The organism is Chloroflexota bacterium (assembly GCA_026710945.1).
In the GTDB taxonomy this organism is placed as follows: domain Bacteria; phylum Chloroflexota; class UBA11872; order VXOZ01; family VXOZ01; genus VXOZ01.
Genome location: JAPOQA010000038.1, coordinates 1 through 20,017, shown reverse-complemented (window position 1 = coordinate 20,017; position 20,017 = coordinate 1). Strand labels below are relative to the sequence as shown.

Here is a 20,017-nt window from a genome sequence, read left to right as displayed (position 1 = left end):
GGTCTCTGCTCAGCACACTTTCACGGCCTCAGCACTCTAGATTCCTCTCTACGCTACGCTCCGTTCGGAATGACATGTAAGTAGGCGAGCACAGAGTTCTGCTCCCATGTTTCTTCTACCAAGTCTGTCAACGAATTGCCTGACATTTACAGGAATGACAGTGAAACTGGCCCAACGATGGAGTCAAGTCTAATTCTACTAATTCCGTATTAAGTTTCGCTTCTCAATGCTTCCGTCATATAATGGTATATACCCACGCTCAGCCTACCACGACTCCCTTCCGCTTGTAGTCTGCGAACCGCAGCCATACACAGAAAGAAGCAACCGCTATGGCGACCTTTGACGTACCCCCGGTAGCGCAGGTTTGCAGCCTGCGCCAACTTGTAGAAAGAAGCAATCCTCATGGCAACCTTTGATGTGGTGCTCAAGGGAGGGCGCGTTCTCGACCCCGCGCAGGGCATCGACGCTCCGCTGGATATCGGCACGAAGCACGGCCGTATTGCTGCTCTCGAATCAGACATCGCAACCGATGATGCTTGGCTTGTGCTCGACGTCGCCGATCACTTTGTCACGCCGGGACTCATAGACCTGCATACGCACATCTACTGGGGCGGCACCGACCTCGGCGTGCTCCCGGACCAGGTGTGTTTGCCAACAGGCGTAACCACAGTCGCGGACGCGGGCAGCGCGGGGTGGGCGAATTTCACCGGCTTTCGCCACTTCGTGATGGGACAAGCCCGCACACGCACGTTCGCCTTCGTCAATATCTCCAGCATTGGGATTACCGACATGCGTGTGGGCGAGAATCTCAACCTTGCCTACTGTGGTGTTGAAGACGCGATCAAGACTATCGAAGCCAACCGCGACGTGGCTCTCGGCGTTAAGGTGCGCGTTGCGGAGAAGATTTGCGGCCCCAACGGTTTAGAGCCGCTGCGCCGCGCAGCAGAGGTACGCGATGCGACGGACACGCGCATGATGGTGCACATCTCGGATTGCGAACAACCCGTGCAGGAGATTCTGGGCTACCTGAAACCGGGCGACATCATCACCCACTGCTTCACGGGACGCGGCAAATTGATCTTGGACCAGCAGCGGGGTACCGTGCTGCCGGACGTGCGGGCCGCGCAGCGGAACGGCATCGCCTTCGACGTCGGCCACGGACAGGGGAGCTTTTCCTTTGCAGTAGCGCGGGCGGCCTTGGAGGATGGCTTCCTGCCTGATACCATAAGTACGGACCTCCATAACTACTCTTCCCACTTTACCGCGCAGAGCCTGCCTGACGTGATGTCGAAGTTCCTCTTCCTGGGCCGGGACGTTCCTGACGTCGTGACACGGACGACACAGAACGCCGCGGCCGCTATCGGCCGCTCGGACTCTTTGGGGCACCTGCGCGTTGGCGGCACGGCTGACATTGCGGTGCTGCGCCTGGAAGCCGGGCCGTATCCCATGCGAGATGCCGAAGAGACTGAGCATACCGGTAGAGAGCACCTCGCGGCAACCTACACGTTGCGTGCCGGTGAGGTATATAACCAAGCAGGCCGCGCCGCGCGCCGCTGGTACGGGCCGCGTACTGAGGATGAGTGAGATGGGCCTCAGGCAATAGGATAGAGTTCTACGCGCACTGCTTCGTCACCCCGACGGAGGCCGCAAACCAGAAAGGATCGAAGAGTTGGATTCTACCATCAGATCAGCTAAGTGTCAGGCCGAGTACCGGCATGACGATGCCGGAATTGCCCGAATTCTTGGAAATGACGGGCCAGCTATGACAATCTCTCGCCTCCGTTGGATCGCCGGAATCATGGCTCTTTCGCTTGCTCTCTTGCTGAGCGCGTGCGGCGCTACCGAGAGCACTGAGGAGTTGCAGTCCGACGAAACGAGCGCCGCTGGGGCGGCAACTCCAGCAGCCCAAACCGCAACAAAATCTACCGCGCCTGCGACGACGACAGCGGAATCGGGTGAAGCGGTAACGCCAGATGCGCGTATCGCCGGCATCCGGTTCGGCCAGCATCCCGAATTCGATCGCCTGGTCATCGATTTCGCAATCGACCAAGGGTCTGCAAACGCTGTGCCGCATTGGCTAATTGAAAAGGCGCCCGGGGAGGGCGTGCTGCGCATTCATCTCCCCACCGTGACCGAGACCGCGTTTACCGACGCGCAAGTGGCCGACAAGCTCGACTGGTTCACGCATGTGTATGTTGTCCGCGCGCCGGACGGCAGCCTGTTCGTGGATGTTTTCATACCGGCTGAGTACCAGGTCCGCGTGCAGGAAGTGCGCGACCCGCTGCGGCTGGTGATTGACGTGGCTCCCGGCGGTGATGATACCCACATTCTCCCCGCCACCGCTAAGAACACGGTGCTCATCACGCCGCGACCCGGCGCCACCCTACAGGGCACAGTGACGGTCAGTGGATACTCCCGGAACTTCGAAGCGAATAACGTCATCATCCTGCAAGATAGCGCCGGCAAGGAAATTGACCGGGCAATTGTCACGTCTACCGACTATATCGAGGCATGGGGATACTTCTCTAAGGAGCTAGAGATCCCCGCCGGCACAGGTACGGGGACTCTGCTCGTCGGCGACTTTGACGCGCAGGATGGGAAGTTCGATGGTGTGACCATTCCCGTGCAGTTTGGCGGTGAATAGCCAGCGGCAAGAATCCGCCCACTCCCGAGTGTGACCCATCCGAGAGCCAGCGAAGCAAGGGCCGAAGCCCAGCGAAGCGAGGAGATGGAATTCCCTCTCCGTGGGGAGACTCTTGCCGGGCCCAACGCAGCGGGACAAGAATGACACCCTCCCCATAGGGTGACCATTGCGTAACTCACCCGCAGGCGAGAAAACTGCCTCTCCTTGGGGAGAGGGCCGGGGTGAGGGGTCTTCTTTGCCGCCACGGCCTGGATGGATACTCACTGTAGAGTTGCGCAACGGATTCTCAACGCAGAGGCCCGATTGCTCCCGGCTCGGCGGGAACAGACTGACTCTTGCTTGGTGTATTGGTAAGACGTGGGATTCCCATGATTTGGGTAGTGCGCATGGTCTTATGGACTGCATTTGGTAGTTGAAATATGAAAGAAGGAACAATGAGCGAGAATCACTGGTTCGACGACTTGCAGGACGAAGATTTCTTAAGTTGGGCTTCTACCTTCGAGGAGGTCGAGAAAAGCGGCTGCGATACGGCGCTCTTCTGCATCGGCGCCATCGAGCAACACTCGTACCACATGCCGCTCGGCACCGACTGGCTGCTCGGTCTCTCCGGCAGCCGCCTGCTGGCGCGGGAATTGGCAGAACGCGGCCTGATCGTCTATCTCTTGCCGCCGATCCCCATCGGCACCTCCAGCGAGTTCCTTAACTACAAGGGCACCTTGAGCTTCAAGCCCGCCACTGTGGCCGCCATCTTGGAGGACACCGCCGCCTGCCTCAAGCGCCAGGGTTTCAAGCGCATGATCGTCACCAGTTCCCACGGCGGCAACTGGATTCTGAAGCCAACCATCCGCGAGCTCAATATGTGGGACCCGGACTTCATGGTGATGTGGGGCGCGCCCGTCGGCGCAGGCGGCTCGGGGCCGGGTAAGGACCGGCACTCCGGCGAAAGCGAGACCTCGCGGCTCATGTACGCCTACCCCGAACTGATGCGCACCGAGAAGGTTGTCGACTCGTCTCCCGATCTTGGCTCCGAGTACGTGGACATGATCCCGACGGAGTACTACACGCCGAGCGGTGTGTGGGGGTTTCCGACCAAGGCGGACCGGGATGCCGGCGAAGAGCGCACAAAGCAAGGCGTGCAACGCCAGGCTGACTACATTATGGAGACAATCGTGAAGCTCGACGAATTGCGCCGCGAGCACGAGCAGGGCTAGCCTGGCAACGCTCTATTGCACCAATGACCAGGGGAATGCACGCCAAATTAGAATTGCCACTCTAGACCGGGAAGATCGATCTGCATGAGACCCGTCTAATGAACCAGATGAGTGACTCACCGCCTGTGAAGCTCGGCCTTGCGGAAGGCTACTCACGTTGGGCGAAGAGCTACGACACGACGTTCAACACGCTCATCGCCACTGAGGAGGTGTACTCGCTGGACCTCCTGAATAGCCTGGAGGGCAAGACCGCGCTCGACGCAGGCGCCGGGACCGGTCGGTTTGCACTCAGGCTGGGCCGAAGAGGTTGGCAGGTCACGGCCATTGAGCCCAATCCCGCAATGCAAGCCATTGCGCAACGCGCCGCAGCCGGTGAGAACATCCACATGGAGTTTGTGAGTGCCTCGCTGGAGGACGCTGTGCCGGTCGAGTCAGCCGCCTTCGATCTGGTGGTCTGTGCACTGACTCTCTGCCACGTTGCGAATCTTAATGGGGCGGTCGGTGAGTTCTCCCGCACGATGGCGCCTGGAGCGCATCTGCTCATCACGGACGTACATCCCGATTTTGTCTCCTGTGGCATGCCGACCCAGTTCGTCGACGACGGCGTAACCTATCACCTGCCCAACGAGCCGCATACGCGTGACGACTATCTCCAAGCAGTTGCTAATGCCGGACTTACCCTAACCGACGTTTGGGACGTTCCCGGCTGCGAGGTCCCAGGAGGGTTCGAGACTGCCTTCATGCGCAAGAACTTCGGTTCAGTGAATTTCGCCTTGATCGTCTTGGCACGCAAAGGGACGTAAACAGCGGCGCCAAGCGCAACGAATCCGTCTGGTGCTGAAACGATCTGAGTTCAGCAGGTCGGGAAGAACCAGGAGTCTTCACGTTGAGGTTGGGTCCAGTTTTGAAGCGCGGTTCCGCCGCCGTTCTGCCGGTATTCCCGTGAGAGCTCATTGTGCTGTGGCCTGCCGGCTCTTGCAACCTTCATGCCTGGGAGCCCGCTCCCGCGTTTGTCTCACCACCCGTGCGGCGCTTTTTTGCTGTTCCCATGGTCAAGTTAAGTGTAGTGTGCGCAGCGGAGCGAGTAGGATTGGACTTAGAGCGTGCTGGTGTTCGCACATCGGTCTTGCTCATGCAAAGACAGTCCCTCAACCTGTCATGCTGAGGAGTGCAGCGACGAAGAATCTAGGGTGTGCGAGATTTTAGATTCCACGAACCCTGTTCGGCGCTACGCTCGGAATGACTAGTCCTCGTAGCGCTCTCAACGGGAATGCGGATCCTGTCAACGAATTGCTCAGCACTTGCAGGAAGTGAAAGTGTCAGGTAATTCGTTGACAGACTTGGTAGAAGAAACATGGGAGCAGAACTCTGTGCTTGCCTACATACATGTCATTCCGAACGGAACGTAGCGGAGTGAGGAATCTAGAGCGCTGAGGCCGTGAAAGTGTGTTGAGCAGGGACTCTAGATTCCGCGAACAGGGTTCGACGCTACGCTCGGAATGACAAGGCCTTGTAGCGCTCTCAACGGGAATGCGGATTCTGTCAACGAAATACTCAAGACGTACAGGAATGACATGTGTGCACCTCCGTGACACTGTAGAGTATAGGTCAACTAGCCCCGATTCCCAGTAACGTTGACAACCCAGTGAAATCCGCGCTACCGTGAATCAGGTAGTTTTGGCCCTCTTGATGGAGCATGCCCTTCCATGGCACAGCAATCCCACGTCTCCAAGGCCGTTATCCTCGTCGCCGGTTTAGGCACCCGGCTGCTCCCTGCCACCAAGTCCCAGCCCAAGGAAATGCTGCCTGTCGGCCGCAAGCCGGTGGTGCAATACGTGGTGGAGGAGATGGAGCAGGCCGGCATCAACCAGATTCTCTTCGTCACGGGACGCAAGAAGTGGTCAATCGAAGACCACTTTGACCGCGATCCCGAATTGGAAGAGCGGCTTGGCAACGACGACATGGAGTTGCAAGAACGGCTGCCGAATTTCGATACGTTGCTGCACGTCTACTATACGCGCCAGAGCGTGCAGACCGGCCAGGCGGATGCCGTGCGCCTCGCTCAGGAATTCGTTGGCGACGAGCCATTCGTCGTCGCTTTTGGCGACACGATCATCAAGGGCGGCAACCTCTTGCGCCGCATGGTGGAAAGCCATGCGCAGAGCGGCGCCGTCTGTACCATGGCCGTGGAGCGCGTGGCGCCGCAGGATGCTCATCGCTATGGCGTCGTGCGGCCTACCGGCGCGATGGGTCCGGACTTTGCCATTGAGGGCATCGTGGAGAAACCGCCGCGGGGCACCGAACCGAGCAACTTCGCCGTGGTGCCGCGTTACGTGATGAACAAGGAAATATTCGAGGCAACGCGTCTCACATTGCCCGGCAAAGGCAATGAGCTCTGGCTGGCCGACTCTATCGAGGTGCTCATCAAGCAGCAGCAACTGGTGCGCTGTGTCGAACTAGCGTCCGAAGAGGTCCGCTACGACATTGGCAACTTTGAGACCTACTTCAAGGCGTTCATTGACTTCGCCCTCTCTGACGAGAAATACGGCTACCTCGTGCGGCAGCACCTGCTCCGCAAAGCGGCGACGCTATGATGTCAACCCCTAGAGAAGACAACACGCGGGCACCCGTTATCGCTTCTGCCCCCGGTCGTTGCGGCATCATCGGCAATCCGACCGACATGTACGGCGGCAGCGTACTTTCCTGCACTATTCCCCAGCGCGGCTATGTTTCCATTCGTCCGGCGGACCGGCTCACGCTCGAATCCGATCAAGGTGTGCTTGCCGTCCGCACGCGAGACGATTTGCAGCAGCGCGGCGATCACTTTGACGTGCTGCGTGCCGTAATATCCCAACAGCAATGCCTCGGCATGAAAGCCCAATTCACCTGCTGGAGCGACGTACCCATCGGCTCCGGTCTTTCGAGCTCGTCGTCCTTAGTCGTCGCGGCGCTCTACGCGCTCGTTGCCTACCAAGGCCGCGCGATGAGCCGGTACTTCTTCGCCGAGACCGCCCGCGGCATCGAGCTGAACGACATGGGCGTGATTTGCGGCTACCAGGATTTCTACATGCCCACCTTTGGCGGGCTGAATTACATGGAGTTTCGCGACAAAGAGTTCTACCGGGAAGTGCACAGCGAGCCGTATGCCGCCGTTGAATCTCTGACACCGCTAGTGCGGGAGCTGCCCTTTGTGTTGGCGCATACCGGCGTCGAGCATAGCGCCGACGTTGTCCATCGACCCATCCGCGAGCGGTGGTTGGAAGGCGAGCGTCACGTGGTGCAGGCGTACGTAGAAATCGGCCGTCTCGCGAGAGAGGGCAAGAAAGCCCTGCTGGAAACGGACTGGGAGCTTCTGGGCAGGCTGATGAATGAGAACCACGCCATCCAGCGTGATCTGGGCGGGTCCGGCGCGGAAAACGAGCAGCTTATTCAGGCCGCTTTGGACAACGGCGCGCCGGGGGCGAAGCTGGCTGGCGCCGGCGACGGCGGTACGATCATTGCGCTGCATCCAGACCCGGAGTATCTCGGCAGTCAATTGAAAAGTGCGGGAGCCACCCGCATTCTCTTCCCCCGTCCCGTCGCAGGCGCCCGCCTCGACTCCTCCGCAGGCGCAGATGAATCTGCCGTCGCGAGCACGTATGCGGGGAACGTCGAGTAAGCGCGCGGATCAACGACCCCATGTAAAGTCCCAAGTCGGGGATGGGGCTTGCGCGGACGTCCAGCCCAAGGCACCAGCCAGGCCGGCAAGCAGATCATCCTTTCTTCTTGGAAGACTCCCGTAGCGCGGTGCAAAAGAGTTTTCGGCGTGGAGGGGCTGTCGCCTGCCCATGCTCGCTACGGCGGAGAAGTGCGCGGCTATCTGGCCCACTCTCACCGGTCTTGGTGAGCCTGCACATGGTTCCTGCACGTAGTTGAAACCGGGAGAGCAAGGATTCCCCCAGCCCGGCCATTTCCCTAACGAAAAGGAGCCCGTCTCCCCTGCCGGCGCCGGCTGCGTAAAGATGCCTTTGAGGGGCGAGGTGAACTTGCACCGGCGGCCGCCGCTCGCAAAGGGTTCTCTCATTTTCCCGCAGGTTCCCCGGTTGGGCTGGAGGACGTGGACGGACAGCGTGGACGACCTTGAACTCCCCAATGTGGGGCAGCGTGAATGCGCTGCTTCCTTGCGCTGTGATGCAATCGTGGCTATAGACCGCATTGCCGCGACCGGCCCTGTCACAATGAGCCAGCAACAGTCTGGCAATCTCCCGCCAGTCTTGGTAGGTTAATGTTGTGCGGAGGCCTGAATTCAGTTGCGGTTCGCAGGAGCGATCACCCCATTGGGTTTGGAGCTATTGTTGCTGGAGCAGTGCCGTCCCAAGTCGTCGCAGCAGCAGTGGGGGAGGAAGCGCTCAATCCCACATTTCAATGCTCAGGCGATTACGACATACCTCATTAATCACGATTGAAAAGAGTCTACAAAACGACAGCCACCCTTGACCGACCTTCAAAGCGACCGCGAATCGAGCGGCAAGACACTGTGTCAGAAGCCGCGCGCAAGGTCCTCCGCATTCACTTCAGCCGCATGCTGAAGCATGAAGCAGGGACGATTGACGGCAGTGACGTCGCAGAATTGCACGACATGCGCGTTGCCGTGCGGCGGATGCGCGCGGCTGTGCGCTTGTTTCGTCCCTACGTCCCGAAGAAGCAGGCTGCTTACCTACGCAAGGACTTGCGTCGCCTTGGACGCGCCCTGGGGCCGGCACGCGACTACGACGTCATGCTTGCCAACTTGGAGGTTTACAGAGCGGACTTGCCGGCGCAAGAGAAGGAAGCGATCGGTCTTGTAGTGCAACGGTGGCAAAAGCAGCGCGCGCGGGCACGGAAGGCCATGCTCGCATACCTGGCAAGTAAACGCTATGGGTTGCTGAAGCAAAGGGTACGCGCTTTCCTGGATGGCGATCCCCCAGCGGCTGCGCGAACCGTAGACGGCAACGAAGTGTTGCCTGCGGCAACTCCTTTTCAAGAACCCCTTGTTGAAAGTGAAATCCCGAGCCTACTCGCCAGCCGCTATGAAAAGCTTCTCGCCTACGGCCCTTCGCTGCACGGGGCATCGGTAGCGACGCTGCATGCGCTGCGCATCGACTGTAAACGCCTGCGGTATGCCCTGGAGTTTTTTCGCGAATCCCTTCCCCCTCAGGCGGCAGCCGCCATCGAAGACATCAGGCGGGCCCAAGACCACCTTGGCGTCATTCAGGACGCCTACGTGGCCGGGAGAGTCCTGCGCAAGCTCCTGGAGAAATGGCAGCACGCGCATGACGATGTGCGTTACCCAGCTGCGGCGAGGGAAGCGCTCTGTGGCTACTTGGCACACTGCGACGACCGGGTGCGAACGAACGCCCATGCGTTCCCGGCTATCTGGGAGAATCTAACCGGGCTCGAGTTCCGTCAACGCCTGCACGTGATCGCGACCACGTTACCCTGAGGCTACTTCTGTGAGTCTGACGGACACGAGGAACTGGGCTTAGACGGTGAAGACTTCCCCTCACCCCGGTCCTCTCCCCAGGGAGAGGGAGTCTCTTCGCCTGCGGGCTTTGGTTGTGAAAGGTTCCCCTAAGGCCGGGTGGCGGCGGGGCACGTGGAAGTTTGACGAGGAGCATACATGACCGGAGAACGCGTGGCCGTCATTGATATTGGCTCCAATTCAGCGCGCTTGGCGCTGTTGGAAGTGTATGAAGACCGCGCGTTCAAGCTCGTAGATGAGTTGCGCGAAACGCTGCGGTTGGGCGAACAGCTCGATGCAGACGGCTACCTTACTGCGGAAGCAGTGCAGCGCACGTTGGAAATCTCGCGCGTCTTAGCCCGCTTCTGCACGGCTCATCGTGTCACGCACGTCATTGGAGTTGCTACCAGCGCCCTGCGGCGCGCCCGCAACGGACCGGAAATCGTTGACCGCATCCAAGCTGAGACCGGACTGCGCGTCAACATCATTTCCGGCGACCATGAGGCGCACTTTGATTACGTGGCGGCGGTCAACAGCTCCGCGGCGGCGGATAGCGTGGTTGTCGACGTGGGCGGTGGCAGCGCACAAATAGTACGCGCCCGCGCCCGCGCCGCCACGCACAAAACGAGCTTGCCGCTTGGCGCCATCACGCTTACCACCGCATTTCTGAATCGTGAAAAGCCGACAAACAAGCAACTCCGCGCCTTGGAGAAACACGTCGGGATCAATCTCCGGGCAATCTCTTGGCTCCACGGGCAAGGTGACGACACGGCGCACTCGTCCAATGGCGACGCTGCAGACGCGCGTACCCCGCGCCGGGCCGCCGCGCTCTCACGGAACGGCCGGCCGGTCTTAATCGGCATCGGCGGCACGGTGCGCAACTTGGCCAAGATCTATCGGCGGCAGACAGGGTATCCGCTCGACCTCCTGCACGGCATGATTCTCCCAATCGGCGCCGTAGAAGAGATCTACGGCATGCTCCGCAAGCTCAACCTCGAGGATCGGCGCAAAGTCCCGGGCCTCTCCGCCAAGCGGGCGGACATCATTGTCGCGGGCGCGGCGGTAGTGTGCGGTCTTGCCAAGGAAATCGGCGCTGCTGCGCTCGTCATTAGCGGTAGAGGCTTGCGAGAAGGCTTGTTTCTGAATCACGTCCTGGGCGGTGACTTAGTGGAGCCGCGCGTGCCCGATCCGGCGCTCTTTGCCACAGTCAATCTCATGCGGTACTACAACGTTGATGAAACGCACGCGAACCACGTGGCGGACCTTGCGCTCTCCCTCTTCGATCAGCTTGCGCCTGTCCATCGCTTGGATGGAAGCACGCGTAGGTTGCTGAAAATCGCGGCGCTCCTCCATGACGTGGGGGTCGCCGTGAACTACTATAGCCACGACGAGCACGGCTTCTACTTGCTCACGCGCACGGGCATCGATGGGTTGACCCACCGCGAATTGCTGATCGTTGCTTGCCTTGTGGCCGTGCATAACGGTAACGTGGGCCCGCTAAAGCGCTGGCCGGAGTACCGCTCGTTGCTAAAGAAGCACGACGTGGCTGCTGTGACAAAGCTCGGCGCAATCCTGCAACTGAGTGAGGCGCTGGATCGGAGCGAGTCGCGACTGGTTGAGGCTGCCGCGTGCAAGATTTCGAATGACCGCCGCAAGATTGTGCTGCGGCTTACGGCAGACCCGGACGCTGTGTGTGAAGTCCGTGAGACACAGGCAATGCTAAATGACATTGCAGCCGCATTTGGGGTACACTTTATACTTGAAGTCTCGCCATCAGGTTTAAGACCTGAGGAGACCGAGGCTCTGTTGTAAGAAATCGTCCCAGTATCCTGATTCTATGCCCCAACCCATACTTGATTTGCACATGTGTCATCTGCAGCAATCCAGCAAAGGGAGATACCAAAAGTGGCACTAAAGAAAATCCGTGGCTTAGGCCTCAACAAGCAGTACCCCGGCCGCTTAATTGTCGTGGAGGGATGCGACGGCTCCGGCAAGAGCACCCAACTCCACCTCTTGCGCGTTTGGCTGCAGTCACAGGGGTACCCGGTCGTCTTTACCGAGTGGAATTCGTCGGCAATCGTCAAGCAGGCGACGCGGCGGGCGAAGCGGAAGGAATTGCTCACGCCCACCACGTTTAGCCTCATCCACGCCTGTGACTTTGCCGATCGCTACGAGAAAGTCATCCTCCCGCCCCTCCACGCCGGGTGCATCGTGCTGGCCGACCGGTACGTCTACACCGCGTATGCGCGGGACGTGGCGCGCGGCTGTGATCTGCAATGGGTGCGCAACACCTACCGCTTTGCCGTGCAGCCGACCATCGCCTTCTACTTCCATGCGCCGTTGGAGGTCTCGATTTCGCGCATCCTCTTCGGCCGTCCGTCGTTGAAATACTATGAAGCCGGCATGGACACCGGCCTCTCCCTGGATCCGGTGGAGAGCTTCAAGCTGTTCCAGGGCAGAATCAAAGAACAATACGACAAAATGGCGCGCAGTGAGCAATTCGAGGTCATAGATGCCACGCGTTCCATTCATGAGACCTGGGGAGAGGTGCAAAAAGTGGTGCAAGATAGACTGGCGGACTACGAGCCGCCCAAGAAGAACTAAGTGACTCGTGTGGAGCAGCCGCTGCTTAGCACATCTCGGTGGGTGGCAGGTTCGCGCGTTGCTGCCGCTTGAACCGGAACGGCCCGCAACAACGCCGCGAGGCCGGACATACGACTAGCAATAATCAAGGGGATGAGGAAATTTCAACCACAATTCCAGCCCGCGCACGCTTCTATGGTTGCGGCTTGCCCTTGCTTGAGGATCTCGAACTCGGCGGCCCTCTCATCGTCATCGAGGGTTCAGACTGTTCCGGGCGCTCTACGCAAGCGGAGATGCTCAAAGAGTGGCTCGAGTCTCAGGGACACGCCGTAATGGAAATGGGTATTCGACGTTCAGACCTGCTGTCTAAGGCCATTTCCTCGGCAAAGCAGGGCAACCTGCTGGGCAAGACCACGCTGAGCTTACTCTATGCCACCGACCTTGCCGATCAGTTGGAGAACCGCATCGTGCCCGCAATGCAAGCCGGCTTCGTAGTGCTCGCCGACCGCTATATCTACACGCTTATGGCGCGGGACCTGGCGCGCGGCGCCGACCTAAAGTGGTTGAAAAGTCTCTTCGGCATCGCGCTCGAACCGGACTTGATCATCTATCTCGATGCGGAGCCGGAAGTACTCTTCTACCGCACGCTGGCGAAGTATGGCGAGCTCAATTACTGGGAGTCCGGGATGGACTTGCAGATGGGCAGCAGCATGTTCGAGAGCTTCCTCAAGTACCAAGCGTCGCTGCGCAAGAACTTTCACCGGCTCGCCAAAGAATACGGCTTCAGAATGGTAGATGCCACGCCCGGCCCGAAGAAGATTCACCGGGAGGTCAGTGGGATTGTCTCCGAGTACTTGGAGAATCTGGTGCAGCAGCCGCCGCGTACCGCTCAAACTGAGGTGCAAAGCGTAAGCACCGCTAACCGGCGAGTTCGCGTAGAAGAAGGCTAGCCCGCTCCTCGATTTGGTCGCGAATCTTCCGCACCACGGCCGGCGGCTGCCCGCTGGGATCGGGAAGCCCCCAGTCTTCTATGGGCGTATGCACTACCGGGCACGACTCCTCGATGTCGCAGCCCATGGTGATGACCCGATCCGCCCAGTCCGCTAGTTCCTGCGTCAAAAGCTTGGGCGCGTGCGCAGCGAGGCTGATGCCGCGCTCTGCCATTACCTCCACGGCAAGAGGATTCACCCGCTCGCCCGGTTCCGTGCCCGCAGAACGCGCTTCCACGCTGCCGTCAGCAAGGTGACGGAGAAACGCCTCCGCCATCTGACTGCGACCGGCATTGTGTACACAGACAAATAACACGCGTGTCACTTCAGGCATCTCCTTTAGCGCGGACTGAGCGGGTTTCCAGGCTGCGACCGTGTGTCAGATGCGGCGCGTGAGATTTACCGTCTCAAGACGCCCCGTCTCTTGGCGCTGCTCGATCTCCCTTTCCGCTTCTCCCAGGCAGTAGACCTTACTGTTTCGAGAGGTTGAGGTCCAGCATCTTGCCGGTGACCAAGTAGATCACGCGCTCAGCGATATTCGTTGCGCGGTCTGCCGTGCGCTCCAGGTCGTGGGTTACCCAGAGCAAGTACGTGGCGCGTTGGATGCTCCGTGGGTCTTTGATCATAAACAGGAGCAGTTCGTTGTAGATTTGCTCGTGGAGCGCATCGACCTCATCGTCGGCGTCGCACACCCTTTTGGCCAGGTCCACGTCCCGGGTCACGAGCGCGTCGATGCTCTGGCGGAGCATGTTGATGGACATCTCCGCCATGCGCGGGATGTCGATGAGGGGTTTGAGCGGCGGCTCGTCGCCCATCATGAGGCTGATCTTGCCGATTCCTTCCGCATAGTCGCCCATGCGCTCTAGCTCCACCGCTATGTGGAGCAAAGCAATGACCCAGCGCAAGTCGCGCGCCGCGGGTTGCTGGGTGGCGAGCAGATCGACGCAGCGCTCTTCGATGGCAAAGCGTTTCTCGTCGATCACGTCGTCGAACGCCACCACGGCTTGCGATGCCTCCAGGTCACGCTCCCGCAAGGCTTCGATTGCGTGCGTGATGGCCTTCTCCACCATGCTTGCAAGGGCGAGAATGTCATCCTGAATCTCGTCCAGTTGACTCTCGACATTCGTGCGTATCATGGCGGCGCCCCTTTCCACGGTTGCTCGCAAGTCTCTTGAAAACTGGGCCTCGTCTCTCACGCGAGCGGGTCTTTCTCTGTTCTGTTCGGCACGTGTACAGCCGGTGTCCACTAAGACAAGAGTACCAAGAACATTGGGTACTTTTGTTGCTACACCTCATCCAAGCCTGTTGTCGGTTGATCGGTGAATCCCCTATCCTCAGAGCTTCTCAAGATCATCATACAATCTTGACACGCCTTTTGCACATCCTGCAATGACGCAGGCCGCACGCTGTCGGCGTTTACACGTGGCTCGAGATGTACTCGATCGGCTCAACGTGGTCCCAGGACGCCTGGCCGGCTACCGCATTGCAGAGCGGACAGCGCCAGTAGCAGGTTTCCCGCAGAATCGTCGCGGGATGCTCGATGAAGTGGTCCCTGACGCGGTCCCGGGTGAGATTCACTTCTGTTTCGCAATGCGGACACAGCCACGTCCGCTGTTCGTCCCGCAGAATTGTGCGCAGGCTTTCATCTTCAAGCCGGGCCGGCTCCGTAAGTGCTCCCTTTGCCATGGGGCATGCTTCCATTCTCTCTACTGCTCCGTGCGCCACACGCGCACGTTTCTTTATGGCTCATTGCTTCACTGTCGAGCATAACGCCGGGGCATGTACAGTGCGTTAGCGCAGAGTGAACAGCGTGTGAACGTGGGGGAGTGCGCAGATCCTGGCACGTCGCCGCGAAGAATCTTATGTAGGGGCACGACATGTCGTGCCCCTACGCAACCGAATTGACCACGCGTTCACGTGGTGCTCTGCTCGGTCACGGCGGGGAGGACCACCGTAAAGGTCGTGCCCTGTCCTTCCACGCTCTCCGCGTGGATTTCGCCGCCGTGGGCTTGCACGATGTGCTTGACGATGGCCAGCCCCAGACCGAATCCCTCGCTTTGGCGCGAGCGGTCCACTTTGTAGAAGCGCTCGAAGATATGGGGCAGGTGCTTGCGGGGAATGCCGACGCCAGTATCGGCCACGCGCAGGCAGACTGTGCCATTCTCCTGTTGGGCAGAGAGAGAGATGCGGCCGTCCTCGGGGGTAAACGCAACTGCATTATTCAGCAGATTGTCCAACACTTGACGCAGCTTCTCTTCGTCGCCGCGGACGCGGGGCAGTTGTTGCGGGAGTGTGACGTCGAGTACAATCTTGCGCTTTTCCGATCGCTCCCGATGTTCTTCATCCAGCTCGGCAATCAGTGGTTGCAAGTCGAGCGGCACGAGTTGCAGACTCGCCTGTTCGCTTTCCAGACGCGAGAGCTCCATCAGTTCATTTACCATGGCGGTCATGCGATCTATCTCACTATTGATGCGGCGTAGGAAGTCTTTCGCCCGCTTCTTTTCCTTGAGAGCGCCGCTCGCCAGGGATTCAGCCAGAATCTTTACCGCTGCCAGCGGCCCGCGCAACTCATGCGAAACATTGCTTACAAACTCTTTGCGGGTGGTCTCTACTTGGCGAATGCGCGTTAGGTCGTGCATCGTCAGCAATACACTGGAATTGCCGTGCTCCTCCAAGGGCGTGGTAATGACGCTCAGGTAGCGGCGCCATTGTGGGATTTCCACTTCCCCATGCTGGACCTCACGCCGCTCCGTGCAGCGGGCGACGAGCTGCTGCAGGTTGTGGTCGCGGATGATTTCGGTGAAGCGCCGGCCCGGCATGTCGCCATCCGCAAGGTTGAGAATCTCTTCCGCCGCGGGGTTTACCAGCACAATTGTGCCGTTGCCGTCGATGACGACGACACCGTCGGCCATCGTGTTGAGCACTGCCGTCAGCTTGCCTCGTTCCACGGAATAGTCGCGCACCAGGTCGCGTAGAGACATCGCCATGCGGTTGAATGCCTGGGCAAGCTCCTGGGTCTCGTCGCTCCCTTGGGCCTGCACGCGATAGTCGAAATCACCGGCAGTGATTTGGCGGGCACCCTCGGCAAGCGCGCCGATAGAACGAGACGTGCGCGACGCGACGCTGAAACCTAAGAGCACCGCGAGGGCTGCACCCGTCAGGCCTATCAGCGCGATGATGCTCATGCTGCGGTTGATATCCGCTTGTGCCTGCGCCATCGGCAAGGCAACCCGCGCCACGCCGAGGGTCTCATCCCCGGCGATAACGGGGACCGCTACGTGGATAAGTTCCTCACCCGCCGTAGCGTTGCGCCGCCTGCTGACGCCCAATCCGGCACTTAATGCACGCTCAACCTCCGGCAAATCGGCCTGATTCGCCATCTGTGCCGGGTCTCCCCAACTATCTGCGAGCGTGGTGCCGTCAAGGGCGATAAGGGTAACGCGAGCGGAAATGTCGTCACCCATGCGCTCGCTTGCCGCCTGGAGCGCGCCGGTGTCCGATTCGGCGAGAAAGAAGGGAGCGCTGGCTTCGGCAATCAAGCGCGCCTCGTGCTGCAAACGCGTCTCGAGGTTTGTTTCGTGAGCGCTACGGATGAATGTGACGAGATAGAAGCTGGCTACACCCAGCGTGAGAACGATCAACCCGGTGTAGACAAGCGTGATGCGCCATTGCAGAGATCGTGGAAACCTCATCCTTCAAACCGGTAGCCAACGCCACGGACGGTGACGATGCGGGTGGGTTCACTGGGGTCTGTTTCAATTTTTTCCCGCAGCCGCCGCACGTGTACGTCTACAGTGCGATTGTCGCCGACCCAATCGAAGCCCCATATGCGCTCGAGAATCTGGTCCCGCGTAAAGACCCGGTTGTGGCTGGACATGAGGAGCGCCAGCAGACTGAATTCCTTGGGCTTGAGCGCGAGAGTTTTTTCGCCAAGACTTGCGGAGTGACTGGAGACGTTTAACTGAAGGTCGCCGGCATTAAGCACGGTTGCCGGATCGGCGACAGGAAGACCGTCACCAGGCGACCGCGTGCGACGGCGCACCGCGCGAATGCGGGCCAGCAACTCCCGCGTGCTAAAGGGCTTAACGACGTAATCATCCGCTCCCAATTCGAGGCCGACGACGCGATCTACCTCTTCACCCTTGGCCGTAAGGATAATTATCGGCGCCGTGGTCTCCTGCCGCATGATGCGGCATACTTCCAAGCCGTCAAGCACCGGCAGCATGATGTCGAGGATGATGAGATCCGGCTCGACTTCCCGCGCCAGGTTCAGCCCTTCCTCGCCATCCATCGCGCTATGCACGACGTAACCGTCCTGCTCCAGGCGGTAACGCAACGCCTCCTGCAGATTGTCGTCGTCTTCAATAATGAGCACTCTTTCGCGTGGCAATTGTCTCTCCTCGGCCGTCACGCGTCCTCGATGCGCAGCACTTTGTTGCCGTTCTCTTGGGTACTCGCGCCCACTTCGCCTCTATTATGTCACACGTAAGATAGGCCGGGCAGGCGTGCTGCAATGTGAGAGTTACTTCGACATCTGGGAGTGGCAGCCGACGACCAACACGACCTATCTCCTCGCACGCTCGCCTCTCTGAGAAGCCTGTACTCGATGTTGGCAGGCGGTAGCCGTTGCATAGCGCGCGGCCAATGCTCGTTTGTCGCCCGCCGCGCGATCTTCTCAGCCGGAGGAAACCCCCGTATCGGAGGATCGGGCCAGGCCTTGCGTATCTCTGCTCAGAAGCTGGGAAGGGGTTGCACCGGTTTTAATCTCCGCTCACCCAGACCCTCTCCACAGGGAGAAGGAGTTTGCATTGCGACAGGTTTGGGTATTTCATCGCTCTGGAAGCCCGCGCATGCCCTGTGCCTCAATGCGTGGGTATCCGAAGGGGTTGCGTCATAGGGTAGTTGTTGAAACTACCCTATGACGAGGGGCAAGGCCAACGCAAAGGTGGGCCTCAGGTGGCATCTCCAATACTACGTCTGCCATGTTAGGAGCACGTTACCCAACTATGAATAGAAGGTTTAAACCTGGGAAGATTCCGGCGCCCATCGCTTGTAGCTGGAGGATGAGCGTCAGGGCTGGCCTGCCATTCGCCATTCCGGCGGAAGCCGGAGTTCAGAGATGCAAAGAAGGTGGATTCTGGCCCCGTACGTGATACGGAATCGACTTTCCGCCTGAGCGACAGAACCGGGTGTTCTCTACGACTCAAAACGTTCGCCTACGTCCGCGTCGCCAAGTGGTATCTAACGCCCAAAACTATCGACGTGGCCATAGAATTCAGCGCGGCGACCGCAGATATATGCTACAAGCTGCAGGCCGCCAACAAGAATTGGAAGAATAATCCCGGGGCTTGTGCGCCAGCGCATACGGGAGGGACTAGCTCGGAAGCCATGGCTCTGTCCATATTCCCGCATTGTGCTTGTCCCGTAAGTGGTACGGAGCCGGAGTCTCGGGTGCAGTAAGAGTGGAATTCTGCTGGCGCCGGAAGGATTGAATTGACAGGCTTCTGCTTTCCCGGGCAGTTCGTGGATCGACGAATCCGTCAACGAATTGGTCAACGCGGACACTTCCGAGCGCGGCGAGATTTCTAGAGTGCCTGTTCGACTTGTACTGTCACCGCGCGCCTCAGAATGGATAGGTCGAGGAACCGCTTTGGGCGTGAGTGTGCGGTGCTTTGCCTATCAGCACGATCATACTTGCACAAGATAGTCTTAAGATACTAGTTCTTACGTAATTGCCTCTTGCCTGTAAGTTGGAGTCTATCTACATTAAGTAGTATCCATGATCATATCTGTACATTGTAGTCTAAAGCTACTAGTTATTAGGTAGATGTGGATTGACAGCAATCTGGAGTCCGTCTACAATTAGCAATACCGATGAAGGATGTGCATAGTTGTGAGCGAATCGCTACCTACAACGCCTGACTATACGATGGGCTTTAGTGAAGAGATGCTCGAGTCTCTTCGGCGCTACAACGTGGAAGCCAGCGCCAAGCACCTACTCCCGTATCTCCGGCCCGGTCTGCGTGTACTCGACTTCGGTTGCGGGCCGGGTACCATATCGGTGGGTCTGGCCAAGGCCGTCGACCCCGGTGAACTGCATGGCGTCGATATGGAAGAGTCGCAGGTCGAACTGGCGCGCTCTGTCGTCGCGCTCTATGGACAGGATAATGCCGAATTCCATGTTGGCGACGTGGCCAATATGCACTTTGAGGACGGCTACTTTGACGTGGCCCACTGCCATAACGTGCTCATGCACGTGCCGGATACGCAAGCAGTGTTGGGGGAGGTGAAACGTGTCTTGAAGCCCGGCGGTATCATTTCCTGCCGTGAGATGATATGCGAGTCAAGTTTCACGCATCCCGACTTCGGCGTAATCAGAAATGCGTGGGAAATGTTTGCAGATCTGATCGAGGCTGACGACGGCCATCCACAGATTGGGAAGGCCCTGAAGGACCACGTCCTGAAGGCCGGGTTTGCGAACCCCCGCATAACCGCTACCACCGATGTCTACGGCACGCCCAAGGATGTCGCGTTCATCCACGCCTTTGCCAACCAGTGGTTCTTGTCGCCCGAAATCACGGAAGCGGCCATCAAGTACGGGGCGGCCACGCAGGAACTTTGCGATGAGATTCGCGTCGCTTACGACAAGTGGAAGGATGCGCCCGGGGCGATTTGCGGTGTCGCATTTGGCGAGGTCGTAGCCGGTAAGCCGTAATCCTACACCATGCCACCGGCCCATCCCTCCCCAAGGAGACCTTTGCACAATCCACGCCGGCGCGGAAAAGTCCCCTCTCCCGCCGGGAGAGGGTTAGGGTGAGGGGGAGATTCCCGCAATCCGGGAGCTTTTTCCCGCTATTGCACACTTGTGTATCGGTCTTGCTGGTAAAGAGGATGGGGTAAGCAGAGAAATCCCCTCCCCCGGCCCTCTCCCCTGTACAGACTGGGCTGATAGGTAACAGGTGTTCGGGTTGATAGGTTACACATTTTGTTCTCTGAGGTCTATGGATTTTATGCGTTGTATTGAGAAGTATACATTCCAAACGCCGTCGGTTGGGGTGGGTCTAAGGGCGACCTGTTGGTGGGTGAAGGCCCTGCCCACACGGAGCCGTCT

16 protein-coding genes are annotated in these 20,017 nt (G+C 59.1%); 11 read left to right on the top strand and 5 right to left on the bottom strand.

Annotated features, from left to right (window positions below):
- Positions 1–402: 402 nt before the first annotated feature.
- The 10 genes from OXE05_07530 (at position 403) to OXE05_07485 (ending at position 12,867) form a co-directional block, all read left to right on the top strand.
- Complete coding sequence (locus OXE05_07530; GenBank protein ID MCY4437169.1) at positions 403–1,584, top strand: amidohydrolase/deacetylase family metallohydrolase; 1,182 nt, start codon at positions 403–405, stop codon at positions 1,582–1,584.
- Positions 1,585–1,762: 178 nt separating this feature from the next.
- A complete protein-coding gene (locus OXE05_07525) occupies positions 1,763–2,644 on the top strand; it encodes a Gmad2 immunoglobulin-like domain-containing protein (protein ID MCY4437168.1) in 882 nt (293 codons plus the stop codon).
- Between the two features lie 434 nt (positions 2,645–3,078).
- Positions 3,079–3,855 (top strand): creatininase family protein, encoded by a 777-nt coding sequence (locus tag OXE05_07520; protein MCY4437167.1) that lies wholly within the window; start codon positions 3,079–3,081, stop codon positions 3,853–3,855.
- 98 nt (positions 3,856–3,953) lie between these two features.
- The gene (locus OXE05_07515) at positions 3,954–4,658 is read left to right on the top strand and encodes a class I SAM-dependent methyltransferase (protein MCY4437166.1); all 705 of its coding nucleotides are present in this window, start codon (positions 3,954–3,956) and stop codon (positions 4,656–4,658) included.
- Between the two features lie 903 nt (positions 4,659–5,561).
- Entirely contained in the window at positions 5,562–6,449 is an 888-nt protein-coding gene (locus tag OXE05_07510; protein MCY4437165.1) for a sugar phosphate nucleotidyltransferase, read from the top strand.
- Positions 6,446–7,513 carry a hypothetical protein gene (locus OXE05_07505; GenBank protein ID MCY4437164.1) on the top strand — a complete coding sequence of 356 codons (1,068 nt, stop codon included), beginning with the start codon at positions 6,446–6,448 and terminating at the stop codon, positions 7,511–7,513. The genes OXE05_07510 and OXE05_07505 overlap by 4 nt, the downstream gene beginning before the upstream one ends.
- Before the next feature lie 858 nt (positions 7,514–8,371).
- Positions 8,372–9,316, top strand: a complete 945-nt coding sequence (locus OXE05_07500; protein MCY4437163.1) for a CHAD domain-containing protein — start codon at positions 8,372–8,374, stop codon at positions 9,314–9,316.
- Positions 9,317–9,493: 177 nt separating this feature from the next.
- Complete coding sequence (locus OXE05_07495) at positions 9,494–11,146, top strand: Ppx/GppA phosphatase family protein (GenBank protein MCY4437162.1); 1,653 nt, start codon at positions 9,494–9,496, stop codon at positions 11,144–11,146.
- 93 nt (positions 11,147–11,239) lie between these two features.
- Positions 11,240–11,938, top strand: a complete 699-nt coding sequence (locus OXE05_07490) for a thymidylate kinase (GenBank protein ID MCY4437161.1) — start codon at positions 11,240–11,242, stop codon at positions 11,936–11,938.
- 185 nt (positions 11,939–12,123) lie between these two features.
- Positions 12,124–12,867, top strand: coding sequence for a thymidylate kinase (locus tag OXE05_07485; protein MCY4437160.1), 744 nt, complete (start codon positions 12,124–12,126; stop codon positions 12,865–12,867).
- Here OXE05_07485 and OXE05_07480 read toward each other — a convergent pair.
- From OXE05_07480 to OXE05_07460, 5 genes are all read right to left on the bottom strand, one after another.
- Positions 12,836–13,240, bottom strand: a complete 405-nt coding sequence (locus OXE05_07480; protein MCY4437159.1) for an arsenate reductase ArsC — start codon at positions 13,238–13,240, stop codon at positions 12,836–12,838. The two genes, OXE05_07485 and OXE05_07480, sit on opposite strands and share 32 nt — an antisense overlap.
- Positions 13,241–13,376: 136 nt before the next feature.
- Positions 13,377–14,042, bottom strand: coding sequence for a phosphate signaling complex protein PhoU (gene phoU, locus OXE05_07475; GenBank protein MCY4437158.1), 666 nt, complete (start codon positions 14,040–14,042; stop codon positions 13,377–13,379).
- A 280-nt stretch (positions 14,043–14,322) separates the two neighbouring features.
- The gene (locus OXE05_07470) at positions 14,323–14,592 is read right to left on the bottom strand and encodes a hypothetical protein (protein ID MCY4437157.1); all 270 of its coding nucleotides are present in this window, start codon (positions 14,590–14,592) and stop codon (positions 14,323–14,325) included.
- 227 nt (positions 14,593–14,819) lie between these two features.
- On the bottom strand, positions 14,820–16,598 hold the full coding sequence (locus OXE05_07465) for an ATP-binding protein (protein MCY4437156.1): 1,779 nt from the start codon (positions 16,596–16,598) through the stop codon (positions 14,820–14,822).
- Entirely contained in the window at positions 16,595–17,296 is a 702-nt protein-coding gene (locus OXE05_07460; protein MCY4437155.1) for a response regulator transcription factor, read from the bottom strand. The genes OXE05_07465 and OXE05_07460 overlap by 4 nt, the downstream gene beginning before the upstream one ends.
- Positions 17,297–18,799: 1,503 nt before the next feature.
- Between OXE05_07460 and OXE05_07455 the strand changes: the two genes are divergently transcribed.
- Positions 18,800–19,621 carry a methyltransferase domain-containing protein gene (locus tag OXE05_07455; protein MCY4437154.1) on the top strand — a complete coding sequence of 274 codons (822 nt, stop codon included), beginning with the start codon at positions 18,800–18,802 and terminating at the stop codon, positions 19,619–19,621.
- The last annotated feature ends 396 nt before the right edge of the window (positions 19,622–20,017 follow it).

Bases quoted from the DNA above. Each gene is read 5' to 3' on its own strand.
- OXE05_07480 (MCY4437159.1), bottom strand. From the start codon at position 13,240: ATGCCTGAAGTGACACGCGTGTTATTTGTCTGTGTACACAATGCCGGT.
- phoU (MCY4437158.1), bottom strand. From the start codon at position 14,042: ATGATACGCACGAATGTCGAGAGTCAACTGGACGAGATTCAGGATGAC.
- OXE05_07530 (MCY4437169.1), top strand. From the start codon at position 403: ATGGCAACCTTTGATGTGGTGCTCAAGGGAGGGCGCGTTCTCGACCCC.
- OXE05_07520 (MCY4437167.1), top strand. From the start codon at position 3,079: ATGAGCGAGAATCACTGGTTCGACGACTTGCAGGACGAAGATTTCTTA.
- OXE05_07470 (MCY4437157.1), bottom strand. From the start codon at position 14,592: ATGGCAAAGGGAGCACTTACGGAGCCGGCCCGGCTTGAAGATGAAAGC.
- OXE05_07515 (MCY4437166.1), top strand. From the start codon at position 3,954: ATGAACCAGATGAGTGACTCACCGCCTGTGAAGCTCGGCCTTGCGGAA.
- OXE05_07525 (MCY4437168.1), top strand. From the start codon at position 1,763: ATGACAATCTCTCGCCTCCGTTGGATCGCCGGAATCATGGCTCTTTCG.
- OXE05_07510 (MCY4437165.1), top strand. From the start codon at position 5,562: ATGGCACAGCAATCCCACGTCTCCAAGGCCGTTATCCTCGTCGCCGGT.
- OXE05_07465 (MCY4437156.1), bottom strand. From the start codon at position 16,598: ATGAGGTTTCCACGATCTCTGCAATGGCGCATCACGCTTGTCTACACC.
- OXE05_07495 (MCY4437162.1), top strand. From the start codon at position 9,494: ATGACCGGAGAACGCGTGGCCGTCATTGATATTGGCTCCAATTCAGCG.
- OXE05_07505 (MCY4437164.1), top strand. From the start codon at position 6,446: ATGATGTCAACCCCTAGAGAAGACAACACGCGGGCACCCGTTATCGCT.